Annotated in this window: 24 protein-coding genes; 11 read left to right on the top strand and 13 right to left on the bottom strand. The window is 59.5% G+C overall.

Annotated features, from left to right (window positions below; translation table 11 throughout):
- From ERD80_RS10895 to ERD80_RS10865, 7 genes are all read right to left on the bottom strand, one after another.
- The coding region (locus tag ERD80_RS10895; RefSeq protein WP_136546883.1) for an ATP-binding cassette domain-containing protein at positions 1-416 on the bottom strand (416 nt) is incomplete at its 3' end.
- Positions 400-1326, bottom strand: a complete 927-nt coding sequence (locus ERD80_RS10890) for an amino acid ABC transporter permease (RefSeq protein ID WP_136546881.1) — start codon at positions 1324-1326, stop codon at positions 400-402. The genes ERD80_RS10895 and ERD80_RS10890, both read right to left, overlap by 17 nt.
- 11 nt (positions 1327-1337) lie before the next feature.
- Positions 1338-1850 carry a GNAT family N-acetyltransferase gene (locus tag ERD80_RS10885; protein ID WP_021509059.1) on the bottom strand — a complete coding sequence of 171 codons (513 nt, stop codon included), beginning with the start codon at positions 1848-1850 and terminating at the stop codon, positions 1338-1340.
- Positions 1851-1859: 9 nt separating this feature from the next.
- Positions 1860-2792 carry an ABC transporter substrate-binding protein gene (locus ERD80_RS10880; RefSeq protein WP_058781522.1) on the bottom strand — a complete coding sequence of 311 codons (933 nt, stop codon included), beginning with the start codon at positions 2790-2792 and terminating at the stop codon, positions 1860-1862.
- A 17-nt stretch (positions 2793-2809) separates the two neighbouring features.
- Positions 2810-4126: an LLM class flavin-dependent oxidoreductase gene (locus ERD80_RS10875; protein WP_211145583.1), complete on the bottom strand. Its 1317-nt coding sequence runs from the start codon at positions 4124-4126 to the stop codon at positions 2810-2812.
- Positions 4127-4202: 76 nt separating this feature from the next.
- Entirely contained in the window at positions 4203-5339 is a 1137-nt protein-coding gene (locus tag ERD80_RS10870; RefSeq protein ID WP_136546877.1) for an amidohydrolase, read from the bottom strand.
- A 12-nt stretch (positions 5340-5351) separates the two neighbouring features.
- Positions 5352-6347 carry an MsnO8 family LLM class oxidoreductase gene (locus ERD80_RS10865; RefSeq protein WP_058770234.1) on the bottom strand — a complete coding sequence of 332 codons (996 nt, stop codon included), beginning with the start codon at positions 6345-6347 and terminating at the stop codon, positions 5352-5354.
- 416 nt (positions 6348-6763) lie between these two features.
- On the opposite strand from ERD80_RS10865, the gene ERD80_RS10860 reads away from it, so the two are divergent.
- Genes ERD80_RS10860 through ERD80_RS10825 form a run of 8 tightly spaced genes read left to right on the top strand, consistent with a single transcriptional unit; the run spans position 6764 to position 15170 of the window.
- On the top strand, positions 6764-8386 hold the full coding sequence (locus ERD80_RS10860) for a TIGR04028 family ABC transporter substrate-binding protein (RefSeq protein WP_058775930.1): 1623 nt from the start codon (positions 6764-6766) through the stop codon (positions 8384-8386).
- A gap of 10 nt (positions 8387-8396) precedes the next feature.
- Positions 8397-9341 (top strand): ABC transporter permease, encoded by a 945-nt coding sequence (locus ERD80_RS10855; protein ID WP_211145582.1) that lies wholly within the window; start codon positions 8397-8399, stop codon positions 9339-9341.
- A complete protein-coding gene (locus tag ERD80_RS10850) occupies positions 9338-10195 on the top strand; it encodes an ABC transporter permease (protein ID WP_058770236.1) in 858 nt (285 codons plus the stop codon). The genes ERD80_RS10855 and ERD80_RS10850 overlap by 4 nt, the downstream gene beginning before the upstream one ends.
- Positions 10192-11802: an ABC transporter ATP-binding protein gene (locus tag ERD80_RS10845; protein ID WP_136546876.1), complete on the top strand. Its 1611-nt coding sequence runs from the start codon at positions 10192-10194 to the stop codon at positions 11800-11802. The genes ERD80_RS10850 and ERD80_RS10845 overlap by 4 nt, the downstream gene beginning before the upstream one ends.
- Positions 11799-12803 carry a putative FMN-dependent luciferase-like monooxygenase gene (locus tag ERD80_RS10840; RefSeq protein ID WP_021509049.1) on the top strand — a complete coding sequence of 335 codons (1005 nt, stop codon included), beginning with the start codon at positions 11799-11801 and terminating at the stop codon, positions 12801-12803. The genes ERD80_RS10845 and ERD80_RS10840 overlap by 4 nt, the downstream gene beginning before the upstream one ends.
- A gap of 11 nt (positions 12804-12814) precedes the next feature.
- Positions 12815-13918 (top strand): alkylhydroperoxidase domain protein, encoded by a 1104-nt coding sequence (locus ERD80_RS10835; protein WP_104093338.1) that lies wholly within the window; start codon positions 12815-12817, stop codon positions 13916-13918.
- A gap of 2 nt (positions 13919-13920) precedes the next feature.
- Entirely contained in the window at positions 13921-14298 is a 378-nt protein-coding gene (locus ERD80_RS10830; RefSeq protein WP_158251401.1) for a peptidase dimerization domain-containing protein, read from the top strand.
- A gap of 23 nt (positions 14299-14321) precedes the next feature.
- Positions 14322-15170 carry a VOC family protein gene (locus tag ERD80_RS10825; RefSeq protein WP_104093340.1) on the top strand — a complete coding sequence of 283 codons (849 nt, stop codon included), beginning with the start codon at positions 14322-14324 and terminating at the stop codon, positions 15168-15170.
- A gap of 1 nt (position 15171) precedes the next feature.
- On the opposite strand, the gene fetB is transcribed toward ERD80_RS10825, so the two are convergent.
- Positions 15172-15933, bottom strand: a complete 762-nt coding sequence (fetB, locus tag ERD80_RS10820; RefSeq protein WP_021509035.1) for an iron export ABC transporter permease subunit FetB — start codon at positions 15931-15933, stop codon at positions 15172-15174.
- A complete protein-coding gene (gene fetA, locus ERD80_RS10815) occupies positions 15920-16588 on the bottom strand; it encodes an iron ABC transporter ATP-binding protein FetA (RefSeq protein ID WP_136546874.1) in 669 nt (222 codons plus the stop codon). The genes fetB and fetA overlap by 14 nt, the downstream gene beginning before the upstream one ends.
- A 160-nt stretch (positions 16589-16748) precedes the next feature.
- Here fetA and ERD80_RS10810 point away from each other — a divergent pair, with 160 nt between their 5' ends.
- Positions 16749-17648, top strand: a complete 900-nt coding sequence (locus ERD80_RS10810) for a nickel transporter (RefSeq protein WP_136546885.1) — start codon at positions 16749-16751, stop codon at positions 17646-17648.
- 134 nt (positions 17649-17782) lie between these two features.
- Here ERD80_RS10810 and fhuE read toward each other — a convergent pair whose 3' ends face one another.
- Positions 17783-19981, bottom strand: a complete 2199-nt coding sequence (fhuE, locus tag ERD80_RS10805) for a ferric-rhodotorulic acid/ferric-coprogen receptor FhuE (RefSeq protein WP_136546872.1) — start codon at positions 19979-19981, stop codon at positions 17783-17785.
- Positions 19982-20674: 693 nt separating this feature from the next.
- On the opposite strand from fhuE, the gene ERD80_RS10800 reads away from it, so the two are divergent.
- The gene (locus ERD80_RS10800) at positions 20675-21076 is read left to right on the top strand and encodes an H-NS family nucleoid-associated regulatory protein (protein ID WP_021509031.1); all 402 of its coding nucleotides are present in this window, start codon (positions 20675-20677) and stop codon (positions 21074-21076) included.
- Positions 21077-21232: 156 nt separating this feature from the next.
- Here ERD80_RS10800 and ERD80_RS10795 read toward each other — a convergent pair whose 3' ends face one another.
- The 3 genes from ERD80_RS10795 to ERD80_RS10785 are packed head-to-tail and all read right to left on the bottom strand — an operon-like array spanning position 21233 to position 24856.
- On the bottom strand, positions 21233-22432 hold the full coding sequence (locus ERD80_RS10795) for an aminotransferase class I/II-fold pyridoxal phosphate-dependent enzyme (protein ID WP_136546871.1): 1200 nt from the start codon (positions 22430-22432) through the stop codon (positions 21233-21235).
- A 20-nt stretch (positions 22433-22452) separates the two neighbouring features.
- On the bottom strand, positions 22453-23751 hold the full coding sequence (locus tag ERD80_RS10790) for an LLM class flavin-dependent oxidoreductase (protein ID WP_136546869.1): 1299 nt from the start codon (positions 23749-23751) through the stop codon (positions 22453-22455).
- A gap of 34 nt (positions 23752-23785) precedes the next feature.
- Positions 23786-24856 carry an iron-containing alcohol dehydrogenase family protein gene (locus ERD80_RS10785; protein WP_136546867.1) on the bottom strand — a complete coding sequence of 357 codons (1071 nt, stop codon included), beginning with the start codon at positions 24854-24856 and terminating at the stop codon, positions 23786-23788.
- Positions 24857-25108: 252 nt separating this feature from the next.
- Between ERD80_RS10785 and ERD80_RS10780 the strand changes: the two genes are divergently transcribed.
- A partial coding sequence (locus ERD80_RS10780; RefSeq protein ID WP_136546865.1) for a GNAT family N-acetyltransferase occupies positions 25109-25624 on the top strand: 516 nt, incomplete at its 3' end.

Here is a 25624-nt window from a genome sequence, read left to right as displayed (position 1 = left end):
AGGCCGGTCTGGAAGGCGCGTTCGCACAGACGGGCAATCGGCGCTTCAATCAGATTTTCCAGCACCGTCAGGTGCGGAAACAGATTGAAGTTCTGGAACACATAGCCGACGTTGATGCGCTGCCGCAAAATCGCCTTCTCTTTCAGCTCATAGAGTTTATCGCCGCGCCGCTGGTAGCCGATGTAATCGCCATCGATCTGAATAAAGCCTTCATCCACGCGCTCCAGATGATTGATGGTGCGCAGCAGCGTCGATTTGCCAGAACCGGACGGCCCAAGGATCACCGTCACCGAACCGGGAGCCAGCTCAAGCGACACCTCATCCAGCGCTTTATGCCGGCCAAACGTCTTGCTGACGCCGGTAATACTGATGGCGCCGGTGGTATGCAGATAGCGGTAATCAATGGCTTCGGACATGAGACAGCTCCTCGTTGACGGCGGGGTTCACGCTGCGGTTGCGCCACTGGCGCCAGCGCGAAGGTTGCGGTTCACGCGTGACGCTGCGTGCCAGCCAGCGCTCGACGCTGTGCTGCAGCAGCGACAGTACGGTGGTGATGATCAGATACCAGGCGGCCCCGACCATCAGCAGCGGGATCACCTGCTGGGTGCGGTTGTAGATCATCTGGATGGTGTAAAACAGCTCGGGCATCGCCAGCACATACACCATTGAGGTGCCCTTGGCGAGGCTGATGATCTCATTAAAGGTGGTGGGAATAATCGCGCGCAGCGCCTGCGGCAGAATGATGCGAAACGTGCGACGCGACGACGATAATCCCAGCGCCGAAGCGGCTTCAAACTGACCGTGATCGACACCGAGAAACCCGCCGCGAATAATCTCCGCGCTGTACGCGCTCTGCACCAGCGTCAGGCCAATCACCGCCGCCGGGAACTGGCCGAGCACGTTGATGGTCTGGAAGTGCCCCCACGACAGGGCGGTGAACGGAATACCGAACGACAGCGTATCGTACAGGTACGAGAAGTTATACAGAATGATCAGCACCACAATCAGCGGCAGCGAGCGAAACAGCCAGATATAGCCAAACGCCAGCGTGCTCAGCAGCCACGATGACGAGAGCCGCGCCAGGGCCAGCAGGCCGCCGAATATCAGGCTCAGCAGCGTGCCGCACAGCGTCAGCAGCAGCGTTTGTCCCAGGCCATTAAGAATCACCGGATCGAAAAACCAGCGGGCAAACACGCTCCACTCCCAGCGCGGATTAAAGGCCACGGAATCGATCACCGCCGCAAGGATAAACAGCGCGATGATGGCACCGGCGGTACGCGCCGGATAGCGTGCCGGCACCACGGTCAAAGGTTGTTGCTTACTCATGGTGGCTCTCCTTAGCTGGCCTGCGCCACGTTGTGCACATCAATCACTTTGAGAAAACGCAGCCGGCCATCGTGCGGCGGCTGGCCGTAAATCTCCATATCTTCGCGCAGCTCAAACTGCGGCTGATAGCCGTGGCCGATATACAGCTGTACCGCTTCCGGCTGACGAAAACCAGTGGTGAGAAACACGCGCTGATAGCCTGCGCGTAGCGCCCGGCGCTCCAGTTCCTGCAGGATCAGCAGTGCCAGTCCCTGACGGCGCAGGTCACGCCGCGTCCAGATGCGCTTCAGTTCAGCGGTGGTAGCATCCCACGGTTTGTAGGCGCCCATGGCGATGATCTCACCGTCGCGCTCCAGCACGATGAACAGCCCGCGCGGCGGCAGATACCACTCGGTCAGCTCAACTTCATTGTGCTTCCTGAAGAAATCGCCGTAGCGTGCTGCATATTCACCAAACAGACCGTCAAGAATCGGTTGCAGCTCCGGCGCTTCCGGTGACACTTCGCGGAAAAATTGCTGGCTCATGCCGCCTCCTTAATCGCCCAGCCCGGGCGGATTGATCTCGGAACGATCCAGACGCTCCACGCCTTCACCCCAGCGGTTCAGCACTTTGTCGTAGTCACCGTTTTTGATCACGCCGTTGAGCGCGGTGTTGATTGGCTGCACCAGCCCGTTGTCTTTCTTCACCGTCACCGCGATGTGCGCCGCCTTCGGCCAGCCGCCGTCCACGCTACCCACCAGCCGGGTCTTTTTGGTCAGCGCCGCTTTCCACGCGCCAATCACGTTAGGGCCGAAGTAAGCGTCGGCGCGCCCGGCCTGTAGCGCCAGCGTCTGCGCAGCGTCATCTTTGGTATAAACCGGTGTGAAAGGCTTCAGCCCCTTAGCCTGATTCTCTTTATCCCAGGCCAGCAGGATGGCCTCCTGATTGGTGCCGGAGCCGACGATGATGCGCAGGCCGGCAATATCTTCTGCCTTGCTCAGCGAGGTAATCGGGCTGCTGGTTTTCACATAGAAGCCCAGCGAATCTTTACGGTAGGTGGCAAAATCAAAACGCTGTTTACGATCTTTGGTCACCGTCACGTTGGTGATCGCCGCGTCATATTTGCCCGATGCCACGCCCAGCGGCCAGTCCTCCCACGAGGTGGGCACGATGTTGAGCTTCAGCCCGAGGCTGTCGGCCACCAGACGCGCGATATCCACCTCACTGCCCAGCAGCGTTTTATTGTCGTCGCTGAATACCGTGAGCGGCGGCGAGTTGAGTGCCGCCACCGCCACGGTGAACGATCCCGGCACGGCAAATTTGTGGCCCGCCGGAATTTGCGCCACGGCGGCAGGATTCTCTGGCGTGTTGATGGGCGTTTTATTGGCGGCAAGGCTCACCTGCTGACCATTGACGGCCACGTCCTCGGCCAGTGCCGCACTGCTCAGGCTCAGTAACAGCAGCACAATCAGGGATTTTTTCTGCATAGCGTGTTTTCTCATCGTTATTGTGGTGTGAACTGGTTGAGCGGTTGTTTCAGACCAAAGCTGGCGCGCAGCGTGCTGCCCGGGTATTCGCGACGCGTCAGGCCGCGCGCCTGGAGAACCGGAATCACCTGATCAACAAAACGCTCGAAGGTGTCCGGCGTGCCGCCCTGAATAATGAAACCGTCAGTGGCTTCGGTTTCGAACCACAGCTGCAGACCATCCGCCACCTGCTGTGGCGTGCCGTGAAACAGCGGACGCGGCGTCGCGGCTTCCAGCGCCGCCTGGCGCAGCGTATGGCCGTGTTCGCGCGCTTTGCGTTTGATTTCGTCAGTGGTGCTACGGAAGCTGTTCTGGCCAATATCGCCAATGTCCGGGAACGGCTGGTCGAGCGGATACTGCGAGAAGTCGTGATGGTCAAAGAAGCGACCAAGGTAGTTGAGTGCATCCTCAATCGAGACCAGCGCCGCGGTGGTCTGGTACTGGCGCTCGACGTCTGCGTCATCCTCCCCCACGATCACACTGACGCCCTGGAAAATGTGCAGATCGCCCGGTTCACGCCCGTTCGCCACCAGCTGCTGCTTCACATCCCGGTAGAACGCCTGCGCCTCTTCGCGCGTTGGCTGATGGGTGAAGATGGCATCGGCATGACGCGCCGCCAGCTTGCGGCCATCTTCCGAGGCGCCCGCCTGAAAGATAATCGGCCGGCCCTGCGGCGTGCGCTCAATGTTCAGCGGCCCCTGTACCTGGAAAAAATCACCGTGATGATTCAGCGTGTGCAGTTTGTCAGGCGCATAGAACTGACCGCTGGCTTTATTGCGCACAAACGCGCCCTCTTCCCAGGAATCCCACAACCCTTTCACCACCTGCAGGTATTCGTCGGCGATGCGGTAGCGCAGCGCATGCTCGGGATGCTGCTGACGCGAAAAGTTTTTTGCCGAGCCCTCCAGCGGCGATGTCACCACATTCCAGCCCGCGCGCCCGCCGCTGAGATGGTCGAGACTGGCGAACTGGCGGGCGACGGTGAACGGCTCACTGTAGGAGGTGGACACCGTACCGACCAGGCCGAGATGCTCGGTGACGCCGGCCAGCGCCGACAGCAGCGTCAGCGGTTCAAAGCGGTTAAGAAAGTGCGGGATCGATTTCTCATTGATGAACAGGCCATCGGCGACAAACAGGAAATCCAGTTTGCCAGCCTCGGCTTTACGGGCGATACGGCGGGCGTAATCAAAACTGATGCTGGCATCCGCCTGCGCCTCCGGATGACGCCAGGCGGACATGTTGCCGGATGCGCCGTGCAGAATGGTGCCGAGGCGCAGTTGTCTTGCAGTCATAATCGTCTCTCTTTGCTCATGGCGCAGCCTGTCGGCGATAGCCTTATCGCCGTACAGCGCTGCCAGAAATGGAAGAAAATCAGTTAATGATGGCGTCGCGACATCGCGCGTTTAGCTGCTGCAATGCCTGTTGCGCCAGCTGACTAAAGTAGTGTGCCGCCGGGGCGATCAGCGCTTCATCGGGGTTGAAGCCACCGTGATGCAGGCCAAATTCACTGGCGCTGCCAATGCTGACAAACGCGCCCGGGAGCTGCTGCAGGTAATAAGCGAAATCTTCGCCGCCAAGGTGCAGCTCAGCCTGTTGCACCTGATAACCCACCTGCTGCGCCACCTGACTGGCAAACTGAGCCCAGTGGGCGTCGTTCTCCAGCACCGGCGGCCCCGGATGCCAGCTAAAGGTGGCCGTGGCACCGCTGGCGGCGGCGATATTGACCACTACCTCGCGCGCACGCTGCTCCAGCTGCGCGCGCACCTGTTTATCGTGCGTGCGCACCGTGCCGCCAAATTCCGCTTCAGCCGTCGGCTGACCGTCGTGCCTGTGCGCATCAATCCGCGTGACGCTCAGCACCAGACTGTCCAGCGTATTAAAGCTGCGGCTGGTAAGGGATTGCAGCGCCTGAATAATCTGGCTGGCGACCAGGATGCTGTTCACGTCCGCGCGGGTGCTGTGCACGCGCACCACAAATTTATCGGCGTTGGCATAAAACGCACCGCTGCGCGTGGCAAAGGTGCCCGTGGGCAAACCCGGTTCGTTGTGCATGCCAAAAATCGCCTGCACCTGATCCAGCACCCCCGCGTCGATGAACTGGCGCGCGCCGTGGGCAATCTCTTCCGCAGGCTGGAACAGGATGCGCACCCGCCCCGCTAGCTGAGCTTCCTGTGCTTTCAGCTGCAGCGTGGCACCCAGTATCACCGCACTGTGCACATCATGACCGCAGGCGTGCATGACGCCGGCTTGCCGTGAACGAAAAGGCAGCCCGGTGGCTTCATGGATCGGTAATGCATCAATATCGGCACGCAGGGCGATCAGAGGCGCGCCCTGACCCACTTCCGCCACAACGCCGGTGTGCAGCGGATAATCCAGCAGGCGCACGTCAGCCTGCTGCAGCCAGCGGCGCAGCCGCGCGCTGGTTTCAACTTCATGACCGGAGAGTTCCGGCCAGCTGTGCAGCTCGCGCCGCCAGTCAATCAGCTGCTGTTCGTTTACTATCGTCACAGGACCTCCCGGTCAGGCGCTAACCAGACGATGCGTCGCCAGCAGTTCGAGGGATTTCACCCGCGCCTGCTCCTCCGCCACCGGCGTATCAATAACAAACTCTTCAATGCCGTAGCGCTGGTGCAGCGCATCAAGCTGCGCGTGCACCTGTGCCGCGGTCCCTTTCAGCAGCGACGGCGTGCGTGGCTCAATCACGTAGTCACTGAAGCCGCCCTGACGCACATAGCGCTCAGCCTGTTCAATGCTGCCGACGTTAACGCTCTGTCCGCCCGTCACGCTGACGTGATAAATACGCAGTGTGTCGACCAGCAGGTCAGCTTCTGCCGGCGAATCCGCCACCACCACCTGCACCGCCACCAGCGCACGCTGACCCTGACTGTGCTGGCGATAGCTGTTCAGCACCTGCGCCATCAGTTGCGGATCGCCGTTGTGGTGTGCGGCGAACACCAGCTGCCAGCCGAGCTCTGCCGCCAGTCGGGCGCTCGCTTCGCTGGCTCCGAGCAGAAAGCGATTGGCCGGACGCGGCGGCTGCGGCGTGGCGCGCAGGATCTCCTCATCCCCCACCGGCGGCACACTGAGCCAGCTATCCAGCAGCGCCAGCTGTTCGGCAAAGCTGCCTTTCTCCTGCTGGTGCACCCCCAATTGCAGCGCGCGGGTGGAAAGCGGCAGCCCGCCGGGCGCTTTCCCCACGCCCAGGTCGATACGTCCAGGTGCCAGCGCAGCCAGCAGGTTGAAGTTTTCCGCCACTTTATAAGGGCTGTAGTGCTGCAACATCACGCCGCCGGAACCCACGCGGATATGCCGGGTCTGGCCAATGATCCAGGCAATCAACAATTCCGGCGAAGGACTCGCCAGCTGGTCGCTGTTGTGGTGCTCCGCCAGCCAGAAGCGGTGATAACCCCAGGCTTCCGCGCGTTGAGCCAGCTGCAGTGTGCGATGCAGGGCCTGCGTGGCGCTCTCACCTGCTGCAATCGGTGATTTGTCGAGCAAACTCAGTCGGTATGACATGCGCCTGTTCCTTATTTCGATGAATAGGGTTGCGATGAATATGGCGCTTAGTGTGGCGGGGAGATTTATATTTCGTAAAACAACTAAATCGGCAAAGCGATTCAGGAAATGAGAAATAGTCATAATACCGTGGATGAAAGCCTGATTTTTCGTAAAGCGGATTTCGCTTTCTGTCGGGTTAACATTACGCGAGCCGGTAATGATCCGCAGCAGCAATAACCTCAGTGCAGGTTTTCAGGCTGAGAAAAAACAATTTTATCGGGCCAGGAAAACAACCCGGTAATTGCGGCATAAAATTAATTCTCCGCTTTTGTTATTTTCGCAAAAGCTTAGTGCAATTCATTGGTTCAACTCACGGGTTGCACATTTGATGATGATTTCAGCCCACCGGGCACTTGATAACAAAGGAAATCATCATGAAGACGCATTTTCACTTGCGGGCGCTGAGCTTAGCCCTGCTGACAGGGATATTTAGCGCCCACGCGGCGGAGACGCCGGTCAAAGGCGGCACGCTGATTTATCTGGAACAGCAGGCACATACCAATCTTTATCCGCCGGCCGGGGGTTTTTATCCCAACGGCGGCATTCTCAATCAGATCACCGACAAACTGACGTGGCAAAATCCGAAAACGCTGCAGGTGGAACCGTGGATTGCCGAAAGCTGGAGCAGCAACGCGGATAAAACGGAATACACTTTTAAAATTCGCCCTGGCGTCACCTTTTCCGATGGCACACCGCTGGATGCGAATGCCGTGGCGAAAAACTTTGATACTTACGGACTCGGTAATAAAGCCCAGCGCCTGCCGGTGTCTGAAGTGATTAATAATTACCAACGCAGCGAAGTGATTGATCCCCAGACGGTGAAGTTTTATTTCAAACAGCCCTCACCTGGATTTTTACAGGGCACGGCAACCATTGGCTCCGGGCTGGTTTCGCTCAGCACGCTGCAACGTAGTTTCGACCAGCTCGGCGATGCGCGCCATATTATTGGCTCCGGGCCGTTTGTGGTCAGCGATGAAAAGCTCGGGCGGGAAGTGGATTTAACCGCGCGCAAAGATTACCAGTGGGGACCGAAAAACAGCACCCAGCAGGGACCGGCGAATCTGGCTGGCATCAAATTTATCGTCACACCGGAAGATAGCGTGCGCATCGGCGCACTGCTGGCCGGTCAGGCCGATTTTATTCGCCAGGTGCAGGCGTATGACGAAAAACAGGCACAGCAGCAGGCGTTCCCGGTTTACGCTGCGCCGACGCGTGGCGTCAACGACAGCATCAGCTTCCGCCCGGATAACCCGCTGGTCAGCGATCTGCGCGTACGTCAGGCGCTGTTGCACGCGACCAACGCGCAGCAGGTGGTGCAAACCCTGTTTTCACCTAACTATCCGCAGGCCACCTCGGTACTCGCCGCCTCGGCCGCCGGGTATGTCAACCTCGCGGACAAACTGAAATATGATCCCGCCCGCGCCAGGCAACTGCTTGATGAGGCTGGCTGGCAGCCCGGCAGCGACGGCATCCGCGCCAAAGCGGGGCAAAAGCTGGCCCTGACCGTGTATGAATCGCTGCCGCAGCCGCAGAACAAAGAAGTGCTGCAGCTGGTGGCCCAGCAGTGGCGTCAGGTTGGCGTCCAGCTCACGGTGAAAGCCGGTGACGCCGGCAGCCGCACGCTGGACAACCTCGATCCGCTAAAAACCCCGCTCACGGTCTCGGAAGTGGGCCGCGCCGACCCGGACGTGGTGAAGAGCATGTTTTATCCCGCCAACCGCGATGCGCTGCTGCAAAAAGGCGGCTCCAGCGACAAAGTCCGGCATTTCCGTGACGACCAACTCAACAAGCTTTTGGTGGCGATCTCGGCCGAAGTCGATCCGGCGAAACGTCTGGCGCTCACCGGAGACGCCCAGCGTTATCTGCTGGATCAGGCTTATGTGATCCCGATCTTTGAAGAGCCGCAGGTGTTTGCCGGCGCGCCGTGGCTGAAGGGCGTGAGCTTTGAAGCCGTAGGCCGACCGTCGTTCTACGGCGCATGGCTGGAAAAACATTGAGAGGATGATGATGCGACACGCACTGCTGCATAGAGCGGGACAAAGCCTGCTGGTGTTATGGGCGGCGTTTACCCTGTCGTTTCTGCTGCTGCAGGTGCTGCCGGGCGATGCGGTGCTGATCAAGTTCCAGAATCCGGATCTGGGTCTCAGCCCGCAGCAAATTGCAGAGATGCGCCAGGCCTACGGTGCCGATAGCCCGATCTGGCAGCAGTATCTGCATACGCTGCTGGCGATGCTGCGCGGTGACTTTGGCTATTCGGTGCAGGCAGGTGTGCCGGTCAGCGATCTGCTGCGCAGCAATCTGCCCGCCACGCTGCAGCTGGCGCTGGCCGGATTTGCCGTTGCCTGCGTGGTGGCCTTCGCACTGGCGGCGCTGGCGCGACTGCCTGCGCTGCGCCTGCTGCGTACGCTATTGCAGTCGCTGCCGGCACTGTTTATTTCGCTGCCGACGTTCTGGCTTGGCATCGCGCTGATTCAGCTGTTCTCCTTTCAACTGCGCTGGATCCCGGTGATCAACCCCTCGCTCCTGCAGGGGCTGATTTTGCCGGTGCTGACCGTCGCCGTGCCCATCTCCGCCCCACTGGCCCAGATTCTGCTGCGCAGCATCGATCAGGTTGCTACTCAGCCGTTTGTCGCCGTGGCCCGCGCCAAAGGTGCCAGCGCACAACACGTGCTGTGGCGCCATATCATGCGTAACGCGCTGCTGCCGGTGCTCAATGTGGCCGGTTTGCTGCTGGGGGAACTGATCGCGGGCGCGCTGATTACCGAAACCGTGTTCGGCTTAAGCGGCATCGGTCAGCTGACCCAGCAGGCGGTCAACAATCAGGATGTGGCGGTGTTACAGGCGGTGGTGATGATCTCCGCACTGGCGTTTGTACTGATCAACCTGCTGGTCGATCTGCTGATGCCGCTGTTCGACCCACGTCTGCAAACCGTAGCCGGAGGAAATTCATGAGTCTGGTCGATTACTCTACCGCACGTCAGGGACAGCCGGCCTTACGGCGCGATCGTGCACGTCGCCTGCAGCCCGGCTTGTGGCTGGCATGGACGGTGCTGGCGCTGGCATTCGTGGCGGCCGTGGCACCGCAACTGTTCACCCACTATAGCCCGACCGAAGGCATTGCCGGCGCGCAGCGCTTAGCGCCGCACAGTGCGCACTGGCTCGGCACCGATCAACTCGGACGCGACCTGCTGGCGCGCATCGTCTATGGCGCCTCGCAGTCGCTCTCTGCGGCGGTCGCGGCGGTGGCGATGGGGCTCACTGGCGGAACCGCGCTGGGCGTCCTGGCCGGGGCCGTGGGCGGCCGCACTGAACAGGCGCTGATGCGACTGGTTGATGTGCTGCTTTCAATCCCGGCGCTGCTGCTGTCATTAAGCCTGCTGATCCTGCTGGGTTTTGGCACCGTGCACGCTGCGCTGGCGGTGGGCATCGCTTCGATTGCCAGTTTTGCCCGGCTGGCGCGCGGCGAAGTGGTGCGGGTACGCCGCAGTGAATATGTGGAAGCGGCTTTCGGCAGTGGCGGCCGTTTCTGGCAGGTACTGTGGCGCCACATTGTCCCGAACTCGCTGACCGCGGTGATTGCCTTCGCCGCACTGCAGTTCGGTCAGGCCATTCTGGCGCTCTCAACCCTCAGCTTTCTCGGCTATGGCACGCCGCCACCGACCCCCGAATGGGGTTTGCTGATCGCCGAAGGCCGCAACTATCTGGCTACCGCGTGGTGGCTGACTACCTTTCCCGGCGTGGTGGTGGTCGCCGTGGTGCTGGCGGCGAATCGCGTCAGCCGTCAGCTGGCAGGAGGTGACGCATGACAGCGCTATTAAGCGTGGAAAACCTCAGCCTCAGCTATCGCCAGCGCGGCGTGTGGCGTGAAGTGGTGCATAACGTGAGCTTTACCCTGCAGCCGGGCGAAATGGTGGCGCTGGTCGGTGAATCCGGCTCAGGCAAAACCACCACGGCCCAGGCGATTATCGGTCTGCTGGCGGACAATGCCCGGCGCGATAGCGGTAAAATTTTGCTGAACGGCACCGATATCGCTGGCTGGTCATCCCGGCACATGGACAGCGTGCGCGGCGTGCATATCAGCCTGGTGCCGCAGGATCCCGGTAATTCGCTTAATCCGGTGAAGACCATTGGCGATCAGGTTGGCGAGATCCTGCAGCTGCATCAGAAGCTTAGCCGGACCGCGCGCCAGCAGCGCGTGCTGGAGCTGCTGCAAAAAGTTGGGCTGAGCCATCCTGAGCAGCGCCTGCATCAATATCCGCATCAGCTCTCTGGCGGGATGAAGCAGCGCGTGCTGATTGCCATCGCCCTCGCCCTGCAACCACAGTTGATCATCGCCGATGAGCCGACCAGCGCGCTGGATGTCACGGTGCAAAAGCGCATTCTCGATCTGCTCGACCAGCTGCGCCGTGAGTTCGCCACCGCCGTGCTGTTTGTCACCCACGACCTGGCGCTGGCCGCGGAACGCGCTGACCGTCTGCTGGTGTTTCGTCACGGCGAGATCCAGGAACAGGGAAGCGCAGCGACGCTGGTCAGCGCGCCACAGCATCCTTATACCCGCCAGCTATTACAGGACGCGGTGCCCGACGCTACTGCTCTGCCTTATCCGTCCGCAGCCCGTTTTTCCACACCAGCGATTCAGCTCAACGCCATCGATAAACAGTTTGCGCTTGGCAGGCAGCAGACGCTGACGGTGGCGAAAGCGGTCAGCCTGACGGTGCCACGCGGCACGACGCACGCGCTGGTGGGTGAATCCGGTTCCGGCAAAACCACGCTGGCGCGCATTCTGCTTGGCTTTGAACGCGCCGATCGCGGCAAAGTGGTGATTGACGGCATTGATGCCAGCAGCCTGCGCGGCGAAGCGCTGCGTCAGCTGCGGCGCAAAATCCAGTTTGTTTACCAGAATCCGTTCGCCTCGCTCGATCCGCGCCAGACGCTGTTTAACATCATTGAAGAACCGCTGCGCAACTTTGGCTCGCTCAGCGCCGCCGCGCGCCAGCAGCGGGTGCACGAGGTAGCGCAGCGGGTGGCACTGCCGCTGGATCTGCTGACGCGCAAGCCGCGCGAGCTGTCCGGCGGCCAGCGTCAGCGCGTCGCCATCGCACGGGCGTTGATCCCGCAACCGGCGATCCTGGTGCTGGATGAGGCAACGTCAGCGCTGGACGTCACGGTGCAGGCGCAGATTCTGCAATTGCTGCAACAGTTACAGCGCGAGCTGGGCCTCACCTATCTGTTTATTACCCACGATTTAGCCACCGTACGACGGCTGGCACACAGCGTTACCGTGCTGCGCGCCGGCGAAGTGGTTGAAAAAGGTGACACCGTCACACTGTTCAATGCACCGCAGCATCCCTACACCCGCGCGTTAATTGACGCCATTCCGGTTTTCCGTCCGCTGATTAAGGAGTCTGCATGACGCGCAAACGCATCGGTTTTTTTACCCGCCTGCTCGACGACACCACGGCGCAACAGCGCTACCGGCTGGCGACGGAACAAATTCAGCACGCTGAACGCTGCGGATTTGACAGTGCATGGATCGCGCAGCACCACTTTCATGAAAAAGAAGGCGGGCTGCCCTCACCGCTGGTGTTTCTTGCCCACGTGGCCGCGCACACCCGTCATATCCGCCTCGGCACCGGCATCATCACCCTGCCGCTGGAAAATGCCCTGCGCGTGGCCGAAGACGCGGCGGTGCTGGACCTGCTGAGCGACGGACGACTGGAGGTGGGGCTCGGCTCCGGCGGCACGCCAACCTCATTTTTGCCGTTTGGCCTGACCAGCGAACAGCGCGCCGGCGTGTTTGCCGACCAGTTGCATACGCTGCTCAGCGCGTGGCGCGGCGACACGCTGGCCCATCCGGACAATCATCTCTATCCGCCGGCTCCCACGCTGGCGCAGCGCGTGTGGATCGCCACCTTTTCCGTTGCAGGCGCGACGCGTGCCGGCCAGGCCGGTCACGGGCTGATGTTATCGCGTACCCAGCCGCGGCCGGCGGGCCAGCCGGACCTGTCGCTGCAGCAGCTGCAAAACCCGATGATCGATGCTTATCTCGCGGCGCTGCCGTCGGGCGTGGCGCCCCGCATCCTGGCTTCACGCACCGCGTTTGTTGCCGACTCGAACGACTACGCGCGCCGCCTTGCCGCGCCCGGTCTGCAGCGCCAGGCGGAGCAGTTTCGCAAGGCAGGGCACGACATCACCGGCAGCACGCTGGAGAGCCACGCGCGCCAGCTCGATGCGCATATCGGCGATGCGGACGCGGTGCTGGCTTCGCTGCTGGCCGACAGCACGCTGACGCGCGCCACCGACATCACCTTCCAGGTGCACTCTATCGATCCGCCGCACGCCGATACGCTGCGTTCGGTGGCGTTAATTGCTGAACATATTGCCCCCACGCTGCGTGCGCTGGGTACCGCTTAACAGGAGAAACCATGTCTCAGGCTACAGATTTACTGGCGGCGCTGGCCGATATCGACCCGGCGGCGCAACTGGCAGAGGCGCGCAACGTGCGTCAGGCCGCGACCCGACACGCTCAGGGCAGCTATGAGGTGCTGTTTGGCCAGGATGACGACGATTTCCCGCTGGCGCAGCGCTACGCGCTCGCCGGGCAGGTCGCCGGCTGGCACGGCGTCACGTCATTGCAGGCACACTATCAGCAGCAATCCAGCGAAAGCCCGGCAGATGCGCGCTTTGCCGCCGGTCGCGCCTTTGCTGAGCTGCTGAGCCTGCATCCGGTCGACGCCACACCGCAACAACTGACCACGCTGCGTCATGCCGGCTGGACGCTGCGCGGCATCGTCACGCTAGCGCAGCTGGTGGGATTTGTCAGCTTTCAGAGTCGCCTGCTGACCGGCCTGCTCCTGCTGAGCGGTGAAGCATCGCGCGCCCAGCCCCATGCGGTGGCCGGCAAATGGCATAGCGCCCCGCTCACGGCCAGCGGTCAGACTGCGCTCACCGCGTTTACCCAGCAGGAGCTGGGCTGGGAGCCGTGGCTGGCAGCCAAACCGCTCAGCGAGTTTACGGCGGAAGAACAGGCGACGCTGGCAAAAAACGGTCATAGCGAGTCCGACTATTTCCGTCTGCTGGCGCGCAATCTGCCGCTGCTGGAACAACGCACGCTGACGGATAAAGGCATTTTTTATACGCCGGGCGGTTTGCCTCGCGCCGAGCGTGAACTGGCGGCTACGGTAGTGAGTAAAGTCAACGGCTGCATTTACTGCGCGTCCGTGCATGCCCGCAAAGCCAGTCAGCTGTCAAAAGATGAGACTGCGGTGCAGAAACTCCTGAATGTCGCGCCGGGTGCCGAGCTGGCACACGGCCAGTCCGTGCGCTGGGCGGCGATTATCGATTTTGTCGCCACCTTATCGCTAACCCCGGTCGCCAGCAGCCAGACCCAGCTGCAGGCGCTGCGCGAGCAAGGACTGGATACGCTGCAGCTGCTGGACCTGATCCAGTCCGCCGCATTTTTTGCCTGGGCCAACCGCCTGATGCTAACGCTGGGCGAACCTTTCTTACCCGAACAGCCGCAGGGATGACCATGACACACACGTTATCTGCCACACCGGCAGCGTTTACTGACCATTTTCATATCACCATTCACGGCAAAGGCGCTCACGCTGCACGTCCGCATGAGGGCATCGACAGTATCGTTACCGGCAGCCACATCGTCAGCGCGCTGGCGGCCGCCGGCCTGAATGTCACACGCTTTCAGGGTGGCAACAGCTGGAACGTGCTGCCGCCAGAGGTCGTCGTGGAAGGCGTGCTGCACAGCGAGGATGCCAGCGCGCGCCAGCGATCATCGGCGCAGGCCGCGACGCTGGTCAGACATATTGCCCGGGCGTTCGGCGCCGAAGCGCAGCTCGCCTGGCAACCGCAACGCGAAGCCGAACGCAGCGCGACACCGCGGTCATCGTAATGATGCGAACCAGGAGGCAGATAATGGCGATACCGGTACCCGTTCCACAGCTCGATCATGCAGTGATCAATGTTGCCGATCGGCTGGATGACGCCAGCGCGCTGTATCGCCGGCTCGGTTTCCAGCTCACGCCACGCGGCCATCATTCGCTGGGCTCCAGTAATCATCTGGCGGTATTTGGTGATAATTATCTGGAACTGCTGGGCTATGAAGCCGGGCGTGCGCACCGGCGTCAGGATATCTGGCAGGCACCGACGGGCCTGAGCGGTCTGGTATGGAAAACCGGCGATGCCGATGCAGTGTGGCGCTATCTGGAAAGTCAGGATATTGATGGCGATCCCGCCGCCAGTTTTTACCGACCGGTGCAGTTGCCGGATGGCAGCGCACAGCAGGCGCGTTTTCGCACCGTTCGCCTGCGCCCCGCACTGGTGCCAAACGGACGCAGTTTTTTCTGCCAGCATGAGACACCGCAGGCGGTCTGGCAGCCAGTGTGGCAGCAGCATCCCAACGCGGTGACCGATATTATTGAGTTTGTGGTGGTGGCCCAGGATCCGGCAGCCGCCGCGCTGCCCTACAGTCGTTTATTTGGTGCCGATAAGCTCACCGCCTGCCAGCAGGGCGCGTTTGTGCTGAAAGCGGGCGTGGCCACCGTGCGCTTTGCCGCTGCGCACTATGTGAAGCAGCGCTTTACCGGCCTGCCGCCAGATTATGACGGCAGTGCGCGTATGGCCGCGCTGACGCTGCGCAGCAGCGACTTACGCAGGGTGAAAGCCAGCCTGCTGCTGGGCGATGTGCCTTTCCGCGAAGAGTCGGATGCCATCGTGGTCAGCGCGGAACAGGCCAGCGGCGTGGCGCTGCGGTTTCAGGCGTAATCTACGGTTTGAGCTGCGCCCGCGCGGTGTAAAAGCGACGGTAGGACAGATACGCCGCGATGATGGTCGACAGGCTGGCGGTGGCAATCAGCATAAACGTCACCATGATCTGGTACTTGATGGCCTTAACCGGATCGATCCCGGCGAAAATCAACCCGGACATCATGCCTGGCAGACTTACCAGCCCCACCGTTTTCGCGCCGTCAACGGTGGGGATCATCGCGGCACGAATACTGTCACGCATCAGCCCGGCGGATGCGCGTTTGATCGGCGCGCCCAGGCTGAGCATCTCCATGATTTTCTGCTGGTTGTCGCTAAAGCGCTGATTGAGGTTGGTGAAACACAGTCCGACCGCCACCATGGCGTTACCGGCAATCATGCCGGAAATGGGGATTACCTGCATGGGAACAAAGGCAATGGCGCCGCTCAGCAGCAGCACCGTTAGTGTCAGTGCCGTACCGCTGGTAATCGCCACCAGCGCGATGATAAAACCATGATCGATCCGCCGGCTGCGTTTGCGCGCATTCAGCGCTGCATTGACGCAGATAAACAGCACCATCAGTAGCGTCAACCAGTCATTATTGACATCGAAAATTGACTTCAGCACGTAACCGACGATCACCAGCTGGATAATGGCGCGCGTGACACTCCACAGAATGTCTTTGCTCATCCCCAGCTTCTCTTTCTGGCTAATCAGCAGCGCTACCAGCACCAGCATGAGTGAAAGCAGCAGCGAGCTGTCGCTGATATTATGCTGATTCATACTGTTCTCCCGCTGCGGGTGGGGTCAGCCGCAGAATACGCTCAGCGGCATCAATCTCCTGTACGTCATGGCTGATACGGATCACCGCCAGCCCTTTTTCCGCCACCAGCGCGGCAATCAGCTGGTTAACCCGTTGTTTATTGGGCTCGTCCAGTGCGCTGGTCACTTCGTCCAGCAACAATACCTGTGGCAGAAACTGCAGATTGCGCAGCAAAGCCACCCGCTGTTTTTCACCGCCAGAGAGTCCGGCAACGTTTTTGTCCAGCATGTCGGCGGATAAATGCAGACTGCGCAACGCCGCCACCAGCTGCTCGCGCGACGGTTGTTGCTGACGCAGCTGCCACGGCAGCGCCAGGTTATCATAGACCGTGTCACCAAACAGTTGCGGTGTCTGGAAACAGTAGGAGACCTGCTGGCGATAATGTTCGACTTTCAGCGTGTGAATATCCCGCTGCTGAAACAGGATCTGGCCGCTATCGGGCTCCAGCAGTGAGGCAATAATTTTCAGCAACGTGCTTTTGCCGCTACCGGACGGGCCGGTGAGCAACAGCGTTTCACCGGCGTACAGCTGCAGTGATACCGGCGCCAGCAAGGTGCGCCCCTGCACCGCCAGCGTGACGTCTTGTACCGCCAGCAAAGGAGAATCAGCAGACATAAAAGGCATCCGTGAGAAATTGTCGGCAGATTATAGACAGCTGCACAAGGCAGGGGAATGCGTCACGATGCGGAGAGCGGCAGCCGTTTAACCGCCGTGGCTTTACAACGCGGCAGAAATCCGCATGCTGGTGACATTCAGGACCACTTTCTTCATTACTATGACCGCCACCAAAACCGGATTTCTCTGCGCGAGCGTGCTGCTGCTGAGCGCGCTGACGCTGCTGTCGTTGCACTGGAGCGCTTTTCAGGCATGGGCGCTGCAAAGTCAGATTCAGCTGCACCGGCTGCTGGTTACCCATTTACTGCAAATCAATAGCGGCCAGTACAGTGCCGGACTGTGGCTGCTGGCTGTGACCTTCATTTACGGCATTCTGCACGCGGTGGGTCCCGGACACGGTAAATTTATCGTTACCACCTGGCTGACCACCCATCAGCCCCCGCGCGGCGTAGCGCTGAGCGTGCCGCTGCTGGGCAGCCTGGTGCAGGGCCTGAGCGCGATTGCCTTTGTCTTTATCCTCGCGGTTGGTTTTAACCTGACCACCGGCGATCTCAGCCTGAGCCGCTGGTATCTGGAGAAAGCCAGCGCTGTGTTCATTGCCGGGCTGGGCGTGATGATGCTGCTGCAAGCCTGGCGCAGGCCGCCAGCGGAGCATCATCATGATCATTGCGGCCACGCGCATGGCGTCGCGGCTGGGCACCGCAGCGACTGGAAAAGCTGGACGGGTATTATTATTGCCACCGGCGTGCGGCCGTGCAGCGGTGCGCTGACGGTGCTGCTGTTCGCCAGCGTCATCGGGATTACGCGCTGGGGTATGCTGGCGGTGATGAGTATGGCGCTCGGTACCGGCATGGCGCTGGTGGCGCTGGCACTTTTTGTGCAGCATTACCGTCAGCGCGCCGGGCAGCTGTGGCTGGCAGACCGCTCGCCGCAGGCGGCATCGCTGCTGAGAGCGGTACGGATCGCCGGTGGGATATTGCTGGTGATGTTTGCGCTGGTGCTGTTTTTTACCGTGGTGCCGATGAGTGCCAACGGGGATTATATTGCGGCGGGATGCTGAGGTGCATGGGTTGGGGAGGGTGCAGTTTTCCCCTCACCCTAACCCTCTCCCGCACGCGGGAGAGGGAATGTCAGGTGCGGCCTGTTCCCAGGGAGAGGGAACGTTAAGTGCCGCTTTGGGCACGGGCTTAATGATCAGAAACGGTATTTCGCGGACAGCATAAAATTGCGCGGTTCGCCGTAGACGATGCCGGTGCTGTCGACGTTTTCGTCGTACTCTTTGTCGAACAGGTTATTCAGGTTGGCCTGCAGGCTGAGGTTTTTGGTCACGTCGTAGCGCGCGAACAGATCCACCAGCGCATAGCTGCCCTGTCGGGTGCGCCAGGTGCCATTGCCATCCGGGCCACTAATATCCGCGTAAGTTCCCGCCTGCCAGTTCACACCGCCGCCCAGCGTCAGCTGGTCCAGCATCGGCAGGCGATAGCTGGTGAACAGGTTGAACGACGTGCGCGGCAGCTGTGAATTATAGCGATCGCCGTTGGCGTCTTCCGCCACATACGAAGTCCCGCCAAAGGTCATCTGCCAGTTATCGGTCAGCGCCCCATTCACCTCAAACTCGACGCCACGACTTACCACGCCCTTCTTCGCCACGTAAATGGTGTTACCGGTCTGTGCATTGGTCTGTCCGGTGCTCTGACCGACGTTATCCAGTTCGGTGCGGAAGATCGATACCGAGGTGGTCAGACGGCTGTTGAACCAGTCAGATTTCACGCCAGCTTCGTAGTTTTTGCCAATCACCGGCGAGAGATAAGCGCCTGACGCATCCTGATAATCCTGCGGCTGGAACACCGAAGTGTAGCTGGCGTAGGCAGACCAGTTATCGTAGAAGTCCCAAATCACCCCACCGTAAGGCGTGATGTTGTTTTTCTCCATTTCCGCCGTCAGCGTCTGGCGGTTCCAGTTGGTGTAGCGCGCCCCGACAATCAGGTGCAGCGGATCGGCCAGATTGATGCGCGTCGCGAGGTAGGCGGATTTCTGCCGCACCAGTTGGGTGTCGGTCGCCGGTTCGCGCGGGTTCCAGTCAGTTTCCGGGAAGTCACCGTTGAACTGGTTGAAGTTACCCAGCTCGGCTGACGAAATGTTGGCCCATGCGCTGTAGTATTTGTTGTCCTGACGGCTGTAGTTCACCCCGACCATCAGCTCATGCTGACGGCCCAGCAGTTCATAAGGACCGCTGGCGAAGGCATCTACCGCATCCACCTTACGTTTGCCGGTGTTGTAGCCGGTTCCGCCCACCACCGGATAGCCGGCATAACCAGAAACGCCTGTGCCCGTGGTTTTATCGAAGTAGCCGTCGAGATACAGCTGTTTGCTGTCGAGGAACATCTCGTTGTGCGTGCCGTTAAGGGTGATGTTCCAGCCGTTATCAAAGTTCTGCTGCAGGTTAACAAAGACCTTTTTATTTTCTTTGTTGTTGTAAGCCCATTCTGGCGCGGTGTTATAGCCACGACGGGAGTGGATCTGCGTGCCGTCGGTGTACCAGCGCGGCGCACCGCCCCACATCGGTGAATCCGTGTTCACCTGGCTGAATTCATAACCAACAGACAGTCTGGTGGCGTCCGTCACGTCAGCGTCGACCACACCGTAGATAAACTTCTTATCGGCGCCGTAGCGTTCAATGAAGCTGTTTTTGTCTTCATAGCCGGCCACCAGGCGACCGCGCACGTTGCCTTCCGGTGACAGCGGTGCAGAAAGATCGGCGACGTAACGCTGCTTATTCCAGCTGCCATAGCCAGCTTCAAGGCTACCGGTAAACTCTTTGCTGTCGGCATGTTTACGCACCATGTTGATGGCGGCGGAAGGATTGCCCGGTCCGGTCAGCAGGCCCGTTGCGCCACGCACCACTTCGACGCGCTCGTACAGCGCGGTATCGGTCTGCGCATCACCGAGGTTCCAGCGCTGGGCAAACGCGGTCGGAATGCCGTCGGTCATGTAATTATCAATCAGAAAACCGCGCGAATAGTAATTGATGCGGTCCATATCGGCGGCCACACCGTGGATGCCGGTGGTGTTGCTCAGTACGTCGTTCAGCGACTGCAGCTGTTGATCCTGCATGCGCTGCTTGCTGATGATGGTGACCGACTGGGGAATATCACGTGCGGTCAGCGCCATTTTGGTGCCGGCCCGCGTCACCGGTACGCTGTAATCCGCTGCGGCCTGCGTCTGCTGCGCTTCCGCGCTGGCGCTGGCATCAACGGTCAGGGTGGCCTCACTGTTTTGCGTATCGGCCGCCTGAGCGACACCCGAGGCAACCAGCACTGCCAGCAGTGACAGGCGCAGCGCGCGCTGCGGCGCAAGACCAGCGTCCCTGACGCGCATCTCTTTGCAAGACATAATATTCCTCAATCGGCTTATCGTTATTTTGTGGTGAGCATGTGGTTAAGAAAGCAAATGAGAAATATACGCATTAAGATTAACATTGCAAGAAATTGTTACGGCCTTTCTGACGCCTTTACACTGCGAAAAAATCTTATGCTTCAGGGAGTAACGGCACTGATACTGCTTTACAGGAAACTATCACGCCTGAAATCATCCTTAATCTCAGTCAACCGGTGCGTGAACGGTTGTGCCTGCATCCTGCTATGGCATCTGAACACCACGCATGTACCAGCTTCGTACCCGGTCACCGCCATTGATTTATAATTACGCTGCCAATAGGAAAGGTGTTTATAAAGTTTCCTTTTCTGCGCTAAGGTGGACCAGTTACGCTTTTAATCCCTGCAGCAATCGCTGCGTTGTTTACATGACGCCATTTATTAAGCTGTAAATCGCCGTGACGTATATTGTGTGAGATGCTGTGATGTTAAATGAACGGCTTAACGTAGGTGGCTGGCAATATTAAATCAGTCGCTAACATGTTTATGCGTAATCAATGAATAGACAAAAATCTTTACGCCCAATCAAAAACTGTACAGGTCGGGGCATATTTCCGGACAAATCTGTCGGCGGGTGAATATTTCCATTTGAATAAAATTGCCGTAGAATGCACGCTTTCAAATCAGTGATATCAGTAATAAGGGTTTATACATGAGCGATGCACTCAAGGCATTGAACAATCTTCGTACGCTGCGTGCTGAAGCACGTAATATTGAGGTTGCGGTATTAAACGAAATGCTGGAGAAGTTTGCCGTGGTGGTCGCCGAACGCCGCGAAGAGACGGCTGCAGAGAGTGCTGCACAGCGCGAAAAAGAAGAGAAGCTGGCGTTATATAAAGAGATGCTGCGCAAAGACGGCATTACAATTAATGAACTGGCGCAATTAAACCAGGGTGAAACGAAGAGCAAAGCAAAACGTGCACCGCGTCCGGCGAAGTATAAATTTACCGACGAACAGGGTAATGAGAAATTCTGGACCGGTCAGGGTCGTACTCCCTCGCCGATAAAGTCAGCGATTGACGCTGGCGGTTCGCTGGATGATTTTCTGATTTAATCCAGTCGCCGGAAATCGGGGCGGAACCGGCTAATTGCCGCATCACCGCCCCTGTATCGCGGCACCCGAAATGCTTTCATGCAATCCTTTCATGCAATCCTTTCATGAAGTGTGCCGCGAGGTGATCAGGCTATTACGCCTTCCCACACCCGCCCGTCAGATTAACGCTGCACAGGCGCGCGCAATGCGTTTACCCGCCTCCTCAACGCTATCGATATCCGTGGCGATCGACAAACGGAAATACGGCGACAGGCCGTAAGCACTGCCCGCCACGCCGGACACACCGCTCTCCAGCAGATAATTCAGCACATCCTGTTCATCATGCAGTACGGCGCCGTCAGGCCGGGTTTTTCCCAACAGACCAGCACAGCGACAAAAGACAAAAAATGCGCCCTGAGGTTGCAGCACTTCAATGCCGGCCACCTGCTGCAACTGCTGCACAATGACATCGCGTCGCGCCTGATACGCGGCGCGCTGCGGTGGCAGGAAATCGAGCCCACCGTTAAAGGCTGCAACCGCCGCCGCCTGGCTGATGGCGCTGGCACCAGAACTGTTCTGCGACTGCACCACCACCATGGCATCAATCAGCGGCTGCGGTCCGGCAGCAAAGCCAATGCGCCAGCCGGTCATGGCATAGGTTTTCGACACGCCTCCCACCAGCAAAACGCGTTCAGCCAGATCCGGCGCCACCTGCAGCAGGCTAACGTGCTGACGATCGTCAAACAGGATATGTTCGTACAGCTCATCCAGCATAATCAGCACATTGGGATGATCGCGCAGCACCGTCGCCAGGGCCTGCAACTCCTGTGCGCTGTACACCATGCCAGAGGGATTGCCGGGATTGTTCAGCACCAGCCAGCGGGTTTTCTCAGTGATCGCCTGCGCCAGCTGCGCCGGCTGCAGCTTGTACTGCTGCTCAAGCGGACAAGGCAGCAGCACCGCCTCGCCACCGTTGAAACGCACACTGTCCGGGAAAGTTGGCCAGTATGGCGTGGGCACAATCACCTCGTCGCCGTCGTTTAGCGTCGCGGCAAACGCGTTGAAGATGATCTGTTTTGCGCCGTTGGCGATACAGATTTGCTCCAGCGCGTACTGCAGCTGATTCTCGCGCGCCAGCTTGGCCTGCACCGCTTTACGCAGCGCGGTGGTGCCATTGGTCGGCGTATAACGGGTTTCACCGCCATCCATCGCGGCGCTGGCGGCGGCACGGATGTGCGCGGGCGTATCAAAATCCGGCTCACCGGTGGTGAGGTCAAGAATATCCACGCCCTGCTCTTTTAGCTGGCGCGTCAGCTGGCGTGCCGCCGCGTTAGCCGAGAGCGACACAGACTGTACGCGCTTCGATAGGGTGATCATGTTTCGCTCCTGTCTGTCTCTCACACCACCGGCAGGCCGAGGTTTTCACGCAGCGTGGCGAACTCGTACTCTTCCCGGAACAGACCGCGACGGCGCAGTTCCGGAATCACCAACTCCACAAACAAATCCAGCTGCTCGGACATGATCGCCGGCATGATGTTGAAACCATCGGCGCCGCCCTCGTTGAGCCACAGCTCAAAGTCATCGGCAATATCCTGCGCGGTACCGACGATTACCCGGTGACCACGCGATCCGGCGGTTACCGCGGCCAGTTCGCGCAGCGTCAGATTTTCACGTTTCGCCATGTCGGTCATCAGTTTCACGCGGCTCTGGTTGCCTTCACCCAGCGGCACTTCCGGCACCGGACCGTCGAGCGGATACTGGCTCAGATCCATATTGAAGCGCAGCGAGAGCTGACGCAGACCGTTGTCGATATCAACCAGCGTGTTGAGCTCTTTCCACAGCGCTTTGGCTTCTTCGCGCGTGTGGCCAACGATCGGCATCACGCCAGGCATGATCACCACGTGATCCGGATTGCGTCCGGCGGCAATCACCTGATCTTTCTGCGAACGGTAGAAGCTCTGTGCTTCTTCCAGGCTGGCCGAGGCGGTGAAAATCACCTCGGCGGTTTCTGCGGCCAGCTTCTGCCCATCGCTGGAAGAACCGGCTTCGATAATCACCGGACGCCCCTGCGGTGAGCGGGTAATGTTCAGCGGGCCCTGCACCTGGAAGTGCTCGCCGACGTGGTTAATCGGCTGAATTTTGTCATCAATGAAGTACTGACCGGTCTCTTTGTTGGGCTGCACCGCCCCCGCCTGCCAGCCGTCCCACAGCTTATAGGTGACATCAAGGAATTCACGCGCGCGCGCGTAGCGCTCCGCATGATTAGGCATATCGCTGCGGCTGAAGTTACGCGCCACATCGGTAGAGAACGACGTCACCACGTTCCAGGCGGCGCGACCGCGGCTAATGTGGTCAAGCGACGAGAAGCTGCGTGCCATGGTGAACGGGTCGCTGAAGGTGGTCGAGGCGGTCGCCGCCAGGCCAATACGTTTGGTGTTGACCGCCAGCGCCGACAGCAGCGTTAACGGCTCCAGACGCGCCATGGTGGAAGGCAGACGATACATGCTGGTCGCCAGTGCATCACCCACGAAGAACAGATCAAACTTGCCGGCTTCGGCTTTTTTCGCGATGGTGATCAGCCAGTCAATATCCGTCGGATCGCCCAGATTTTCCGTCAGCCGCCAGCCGCTCACGTGCTGTCCAACCGGTTGTACAAACAGCCCTAAACGGATGCGGCGTGAAGATGAAGTAGCCATATTTTTTCCTGGTCAATAAAAGGGTCAATAACAATTAAAAGGCGTTCTCGGTCGCCAGCAGCGCCAGCTCTAAGGCATCCGCGCTGATGCGGAACGGCAGACGTTCGGCGCTGGCCGCCGGGAATTTGATCTGTTCAGCAATGCTTCTGATGGCTGCGCGACGATCGCCGTGCAGCGGCGCTAAGGTCAGCGGCATATCATACTGTCGCAGCAGCGCCAGCAGCGCGGCGTCCGGCTCACCGTCGTGCTCAATCAGCGACTGCACCAGCAGGCTGTAACCGACTTTTTCACCGTGCAGCCAGTGGTGCAGCTCCGGCTGATGGGTCAGACGGTTATGAATCGCATGGGCAAAGCCTGGCGTTGGCAGCACGTCACGCACGCTGTTGGCGAGGCCGGCCAGCACAATGCTGGCATCGATCACCTTCACCAGTTCCGGCGTCACCTGCTGTTGCTGGTTGGCCAGCACGGCGGCGGCACCGTGCTGGCGATAAACATCCAGCGCGCGCTGCGCGGTCATCACTTTAAGATCGAGGGCGAGATCGTGGGGGTTGTGCCGCAGATAAGGATAGAACTCGTAGTATTTAGCCAGCGCGTCAACAATGCCCGCTTTGAGGTAACGCACATCACTTTGCGCAATCACTTCGCTGTCTACCAGTACCAGTTCAGGCATTTTGCCCAGCGGCTGGCTGCGCACGTGGCCGCCCTGCGCGTCATAAATAATCGCCACCGGCGACCAGGCGGCACAGGTCGCCGCGACGGTGGCGAAATTGACGACGGTGATTTCCGGTAACTGGCTGCCGACCGCTTTAGCCGCATCCAGTACGCGCCCGCCGCCAATTGCCAGCAGCAGTTCAGCCTGCTGCTGTTGCAGATTGCTTTTCAGCGTATCAATGGCCGCGTCGGTGCATTCGCCGTGCAAATACTCGATTTCCCAGCGAATACCACAGGTTTCCAGACTTTGCGTTAATTGCGGATTAACCGCCTGCCAGGCGCGCGGAGAGGTGAAAATACGGATATGCGTAGCATAAGGTTTAATGAATTCGCCGGTGCGCGCACGCAGTCCCGGTTCGTGTGCGTAGGCACGCGGAGATTTAATCGCTAACACGTTGTCACCCTGATTAGGAAAAACGCCATAACAAAATTGTTATATTTCAGAGGATTAATGCGAAATAGTTATAGCGCTATGTATTTTATGCATACTACGGTAAATGGCGATTTGTGCAATGAAAAAGCCGCCATTTCATTTTCACAAATTTGCATTAGCTTATCCGGATTTCACATATAGCCCGTCAGCGCTTTACTGCTACTCTGAGCCTTCTTTATTTATCGCCCGCCGGGCGGTTTTCCGGGGATAGCTATGACACTTGAGTTTCGTCAGGTCACAGAAGACGAAGTGGACACTTATCAGGCGCTGATGCATGCCGCCTATGCGCCCACGCTGGCGCTGGGGATCAAATTTGATGCGGCCACCGCCGACCGCGAAAAGACGCTGCGGCATCTGCAAAGCCACGGCGTGTATGCGCTGTATGCCCAGGGCGTGATGGTCTCCTCGGTCACCGTGCGTTATCCATGGGGCCCGTTGCCGGGTCCGTTCGGCCTGCCGCATATCGGCTGGTTTGGTGCTCACCCGGACTATGCGGGGCAGCAGTTTGGCCGCCAGGTTCAGGATCGCCTGGAGCAGGAAATTTTACGCGGCCAGTTACGCGCACCGGCAGTTTCGCTCGGTACCGCCATCAGCCATCCTTGGCTGATTGATATGTATCGCAAGCGCGGATTTGTGCTCATGCACACCACCGATCTCGGCAAAGGCCACATCACGCAATATATGAAAAAAGTGCTGGATGAAACCGCACACGATGCCTGGCTGACGCGC

This window comes from Pantoea sp. R102 (assembly GCF_004916815.1).
Classification (GTDB): Bacteria; Pseudomonadota; Gammaproteobacteria; order Enterobacterales; family Enterobacteriaceae; genus Pantoea; species Pantoea dispersa.
This window is presented reverse-complemented; position numbering and strand designations above follow the sequence as displayed.

Bases quoted from the DNA above. Each gene is read 5' to 3' on its own strand.
- ERD80_RS10890 (WP_136546881.1), bottom strand. From the start codon at position 1,326: ATGAGTAAGCAACAACCTTTGACCGTGGTGCCGGCACGCTATCCGGCG.
- ERD80_RS10885 (WP_021509059.1), bottom strand. From the start codon at position 1,850: ATGAGCCAGCAATTTTTCCGCGAAGTGTCACCGGAAGCGCCGGAGCTG.
- ERD80_RS10880 (WP_058781522.1), bottom strand. From the start codon at position 2,792: ATGCAGAAAAAATCCCTGATTGTGCTGCTGTTACTGAGCCTGAGCAGT.
- ERD80_RS10865 (WP_058770234.1), bottom strand. From the start codon at position 6,347: ATGTCATACCGACTGAGTTTGCTCGACAAATCACCGATTGCAGCAGGT.
- ERD80_RS10860 (WP_058775930.1), top strand. From the start codon at position 6,764: ATGAAGACGCATTTTCACTTGCGGGCGCTGAGCTTAGCCCTGCTGACA.
- ERD80_RS10855 (WP_211145582.1), top strand. From the start codon at position 8,397: ATGCGACACGCACTGCTGCATAGAGCGGGACAAAGCCTGCTGGTGTTA.
- ERD80_RS10850 (WP_058770236.1), top strand. From the start codon at position 9,338: ATGAGTCTGGTCGATTACTCTACCGCACGTCAGGGACAGCCGGCCTTA.
- ERD80_RS10845 (WP_136546876.1), top strand. From the start codon at position 10,192: ATGACAGCGCTATTAAGCGTGGAAAACCTCAGCCTCAGCTATCGCCAG.
- ERD80_RS10840 (WP_021509049.1), top strand. From the start codon at position 11,799: ATGACGCGCAAACGCATCGGTTTTTTTACCCGCCTGCTCGACGACACC.
- ERD80_RS10835 (WP_104093338.1), top strand. From the start codon at position 12,815: ATGTCTCAGGCTACAGATTTACTGGCGGCGCTGGCCGATATCGACCCG.
- ERD80_RS10830 (WP_158251401.1), top strand. From the start codon at position 13,921: ATGACACACACGTTATCTGCCACACCGGCAGCGTTTACTGACCATTTT.
- ERD80_RS10825 (WP_104093340.1), top strand. From the start codon at position 14,322: ATGGCGATACCGGTACCCGTTCCACAGCTCGATCATGCAGTGATCAAT.
- fetB (WP_021509035.1), bottom strand. From the start codon at position 15,933: ATGAATCAGCATAATATCAGCGACAGCTCGCTGCTGCTTTCACTCATG.
- fetA (WP_136546874.1), bottom strand. From the start codon at position 16,588: ATGTCTGCTGATTCTCCTTTGCTGGCGGTACAAGACGTCACGCTGGCG.
- ERD80_RS10810 (WP_136546885.1), top strand. From the start codon at position 16,749: ATGACCGCCACCAAAACCGGATTTCTCTGCGCGAGCGTGCTGCTGCTG.
- fhuE (WP_136546872.1), bottom strand. From the start codon at position 19,981: ATGTCTTGCAAAGAGATGCGCGTCAGGGACGCTGGTCTTGCGCCGCAG.
- ERD80_RS10800 (WP_021509031.1), top strand. From the start codon at position 20,675: ATGAGCGATGCACTCAAGGCATTGAACAATCTTCGTACGCTGCGTGCT.
- ERD80_RS10795 (WP_136546871.1), bottom strand. From the start codon at position 22,432: ATGATCACCCTATCGAAGCGCGTACAGTCTGTGTCGCTCTCGGCTAAC.
- ERD80_RS10790 (WP_136546869.1), bottom strand. From the start codon at position 23,751: ATGGCTACTTCATCTTCACGCCGCATCCGTTTAGGGCTGTTTGTACAA.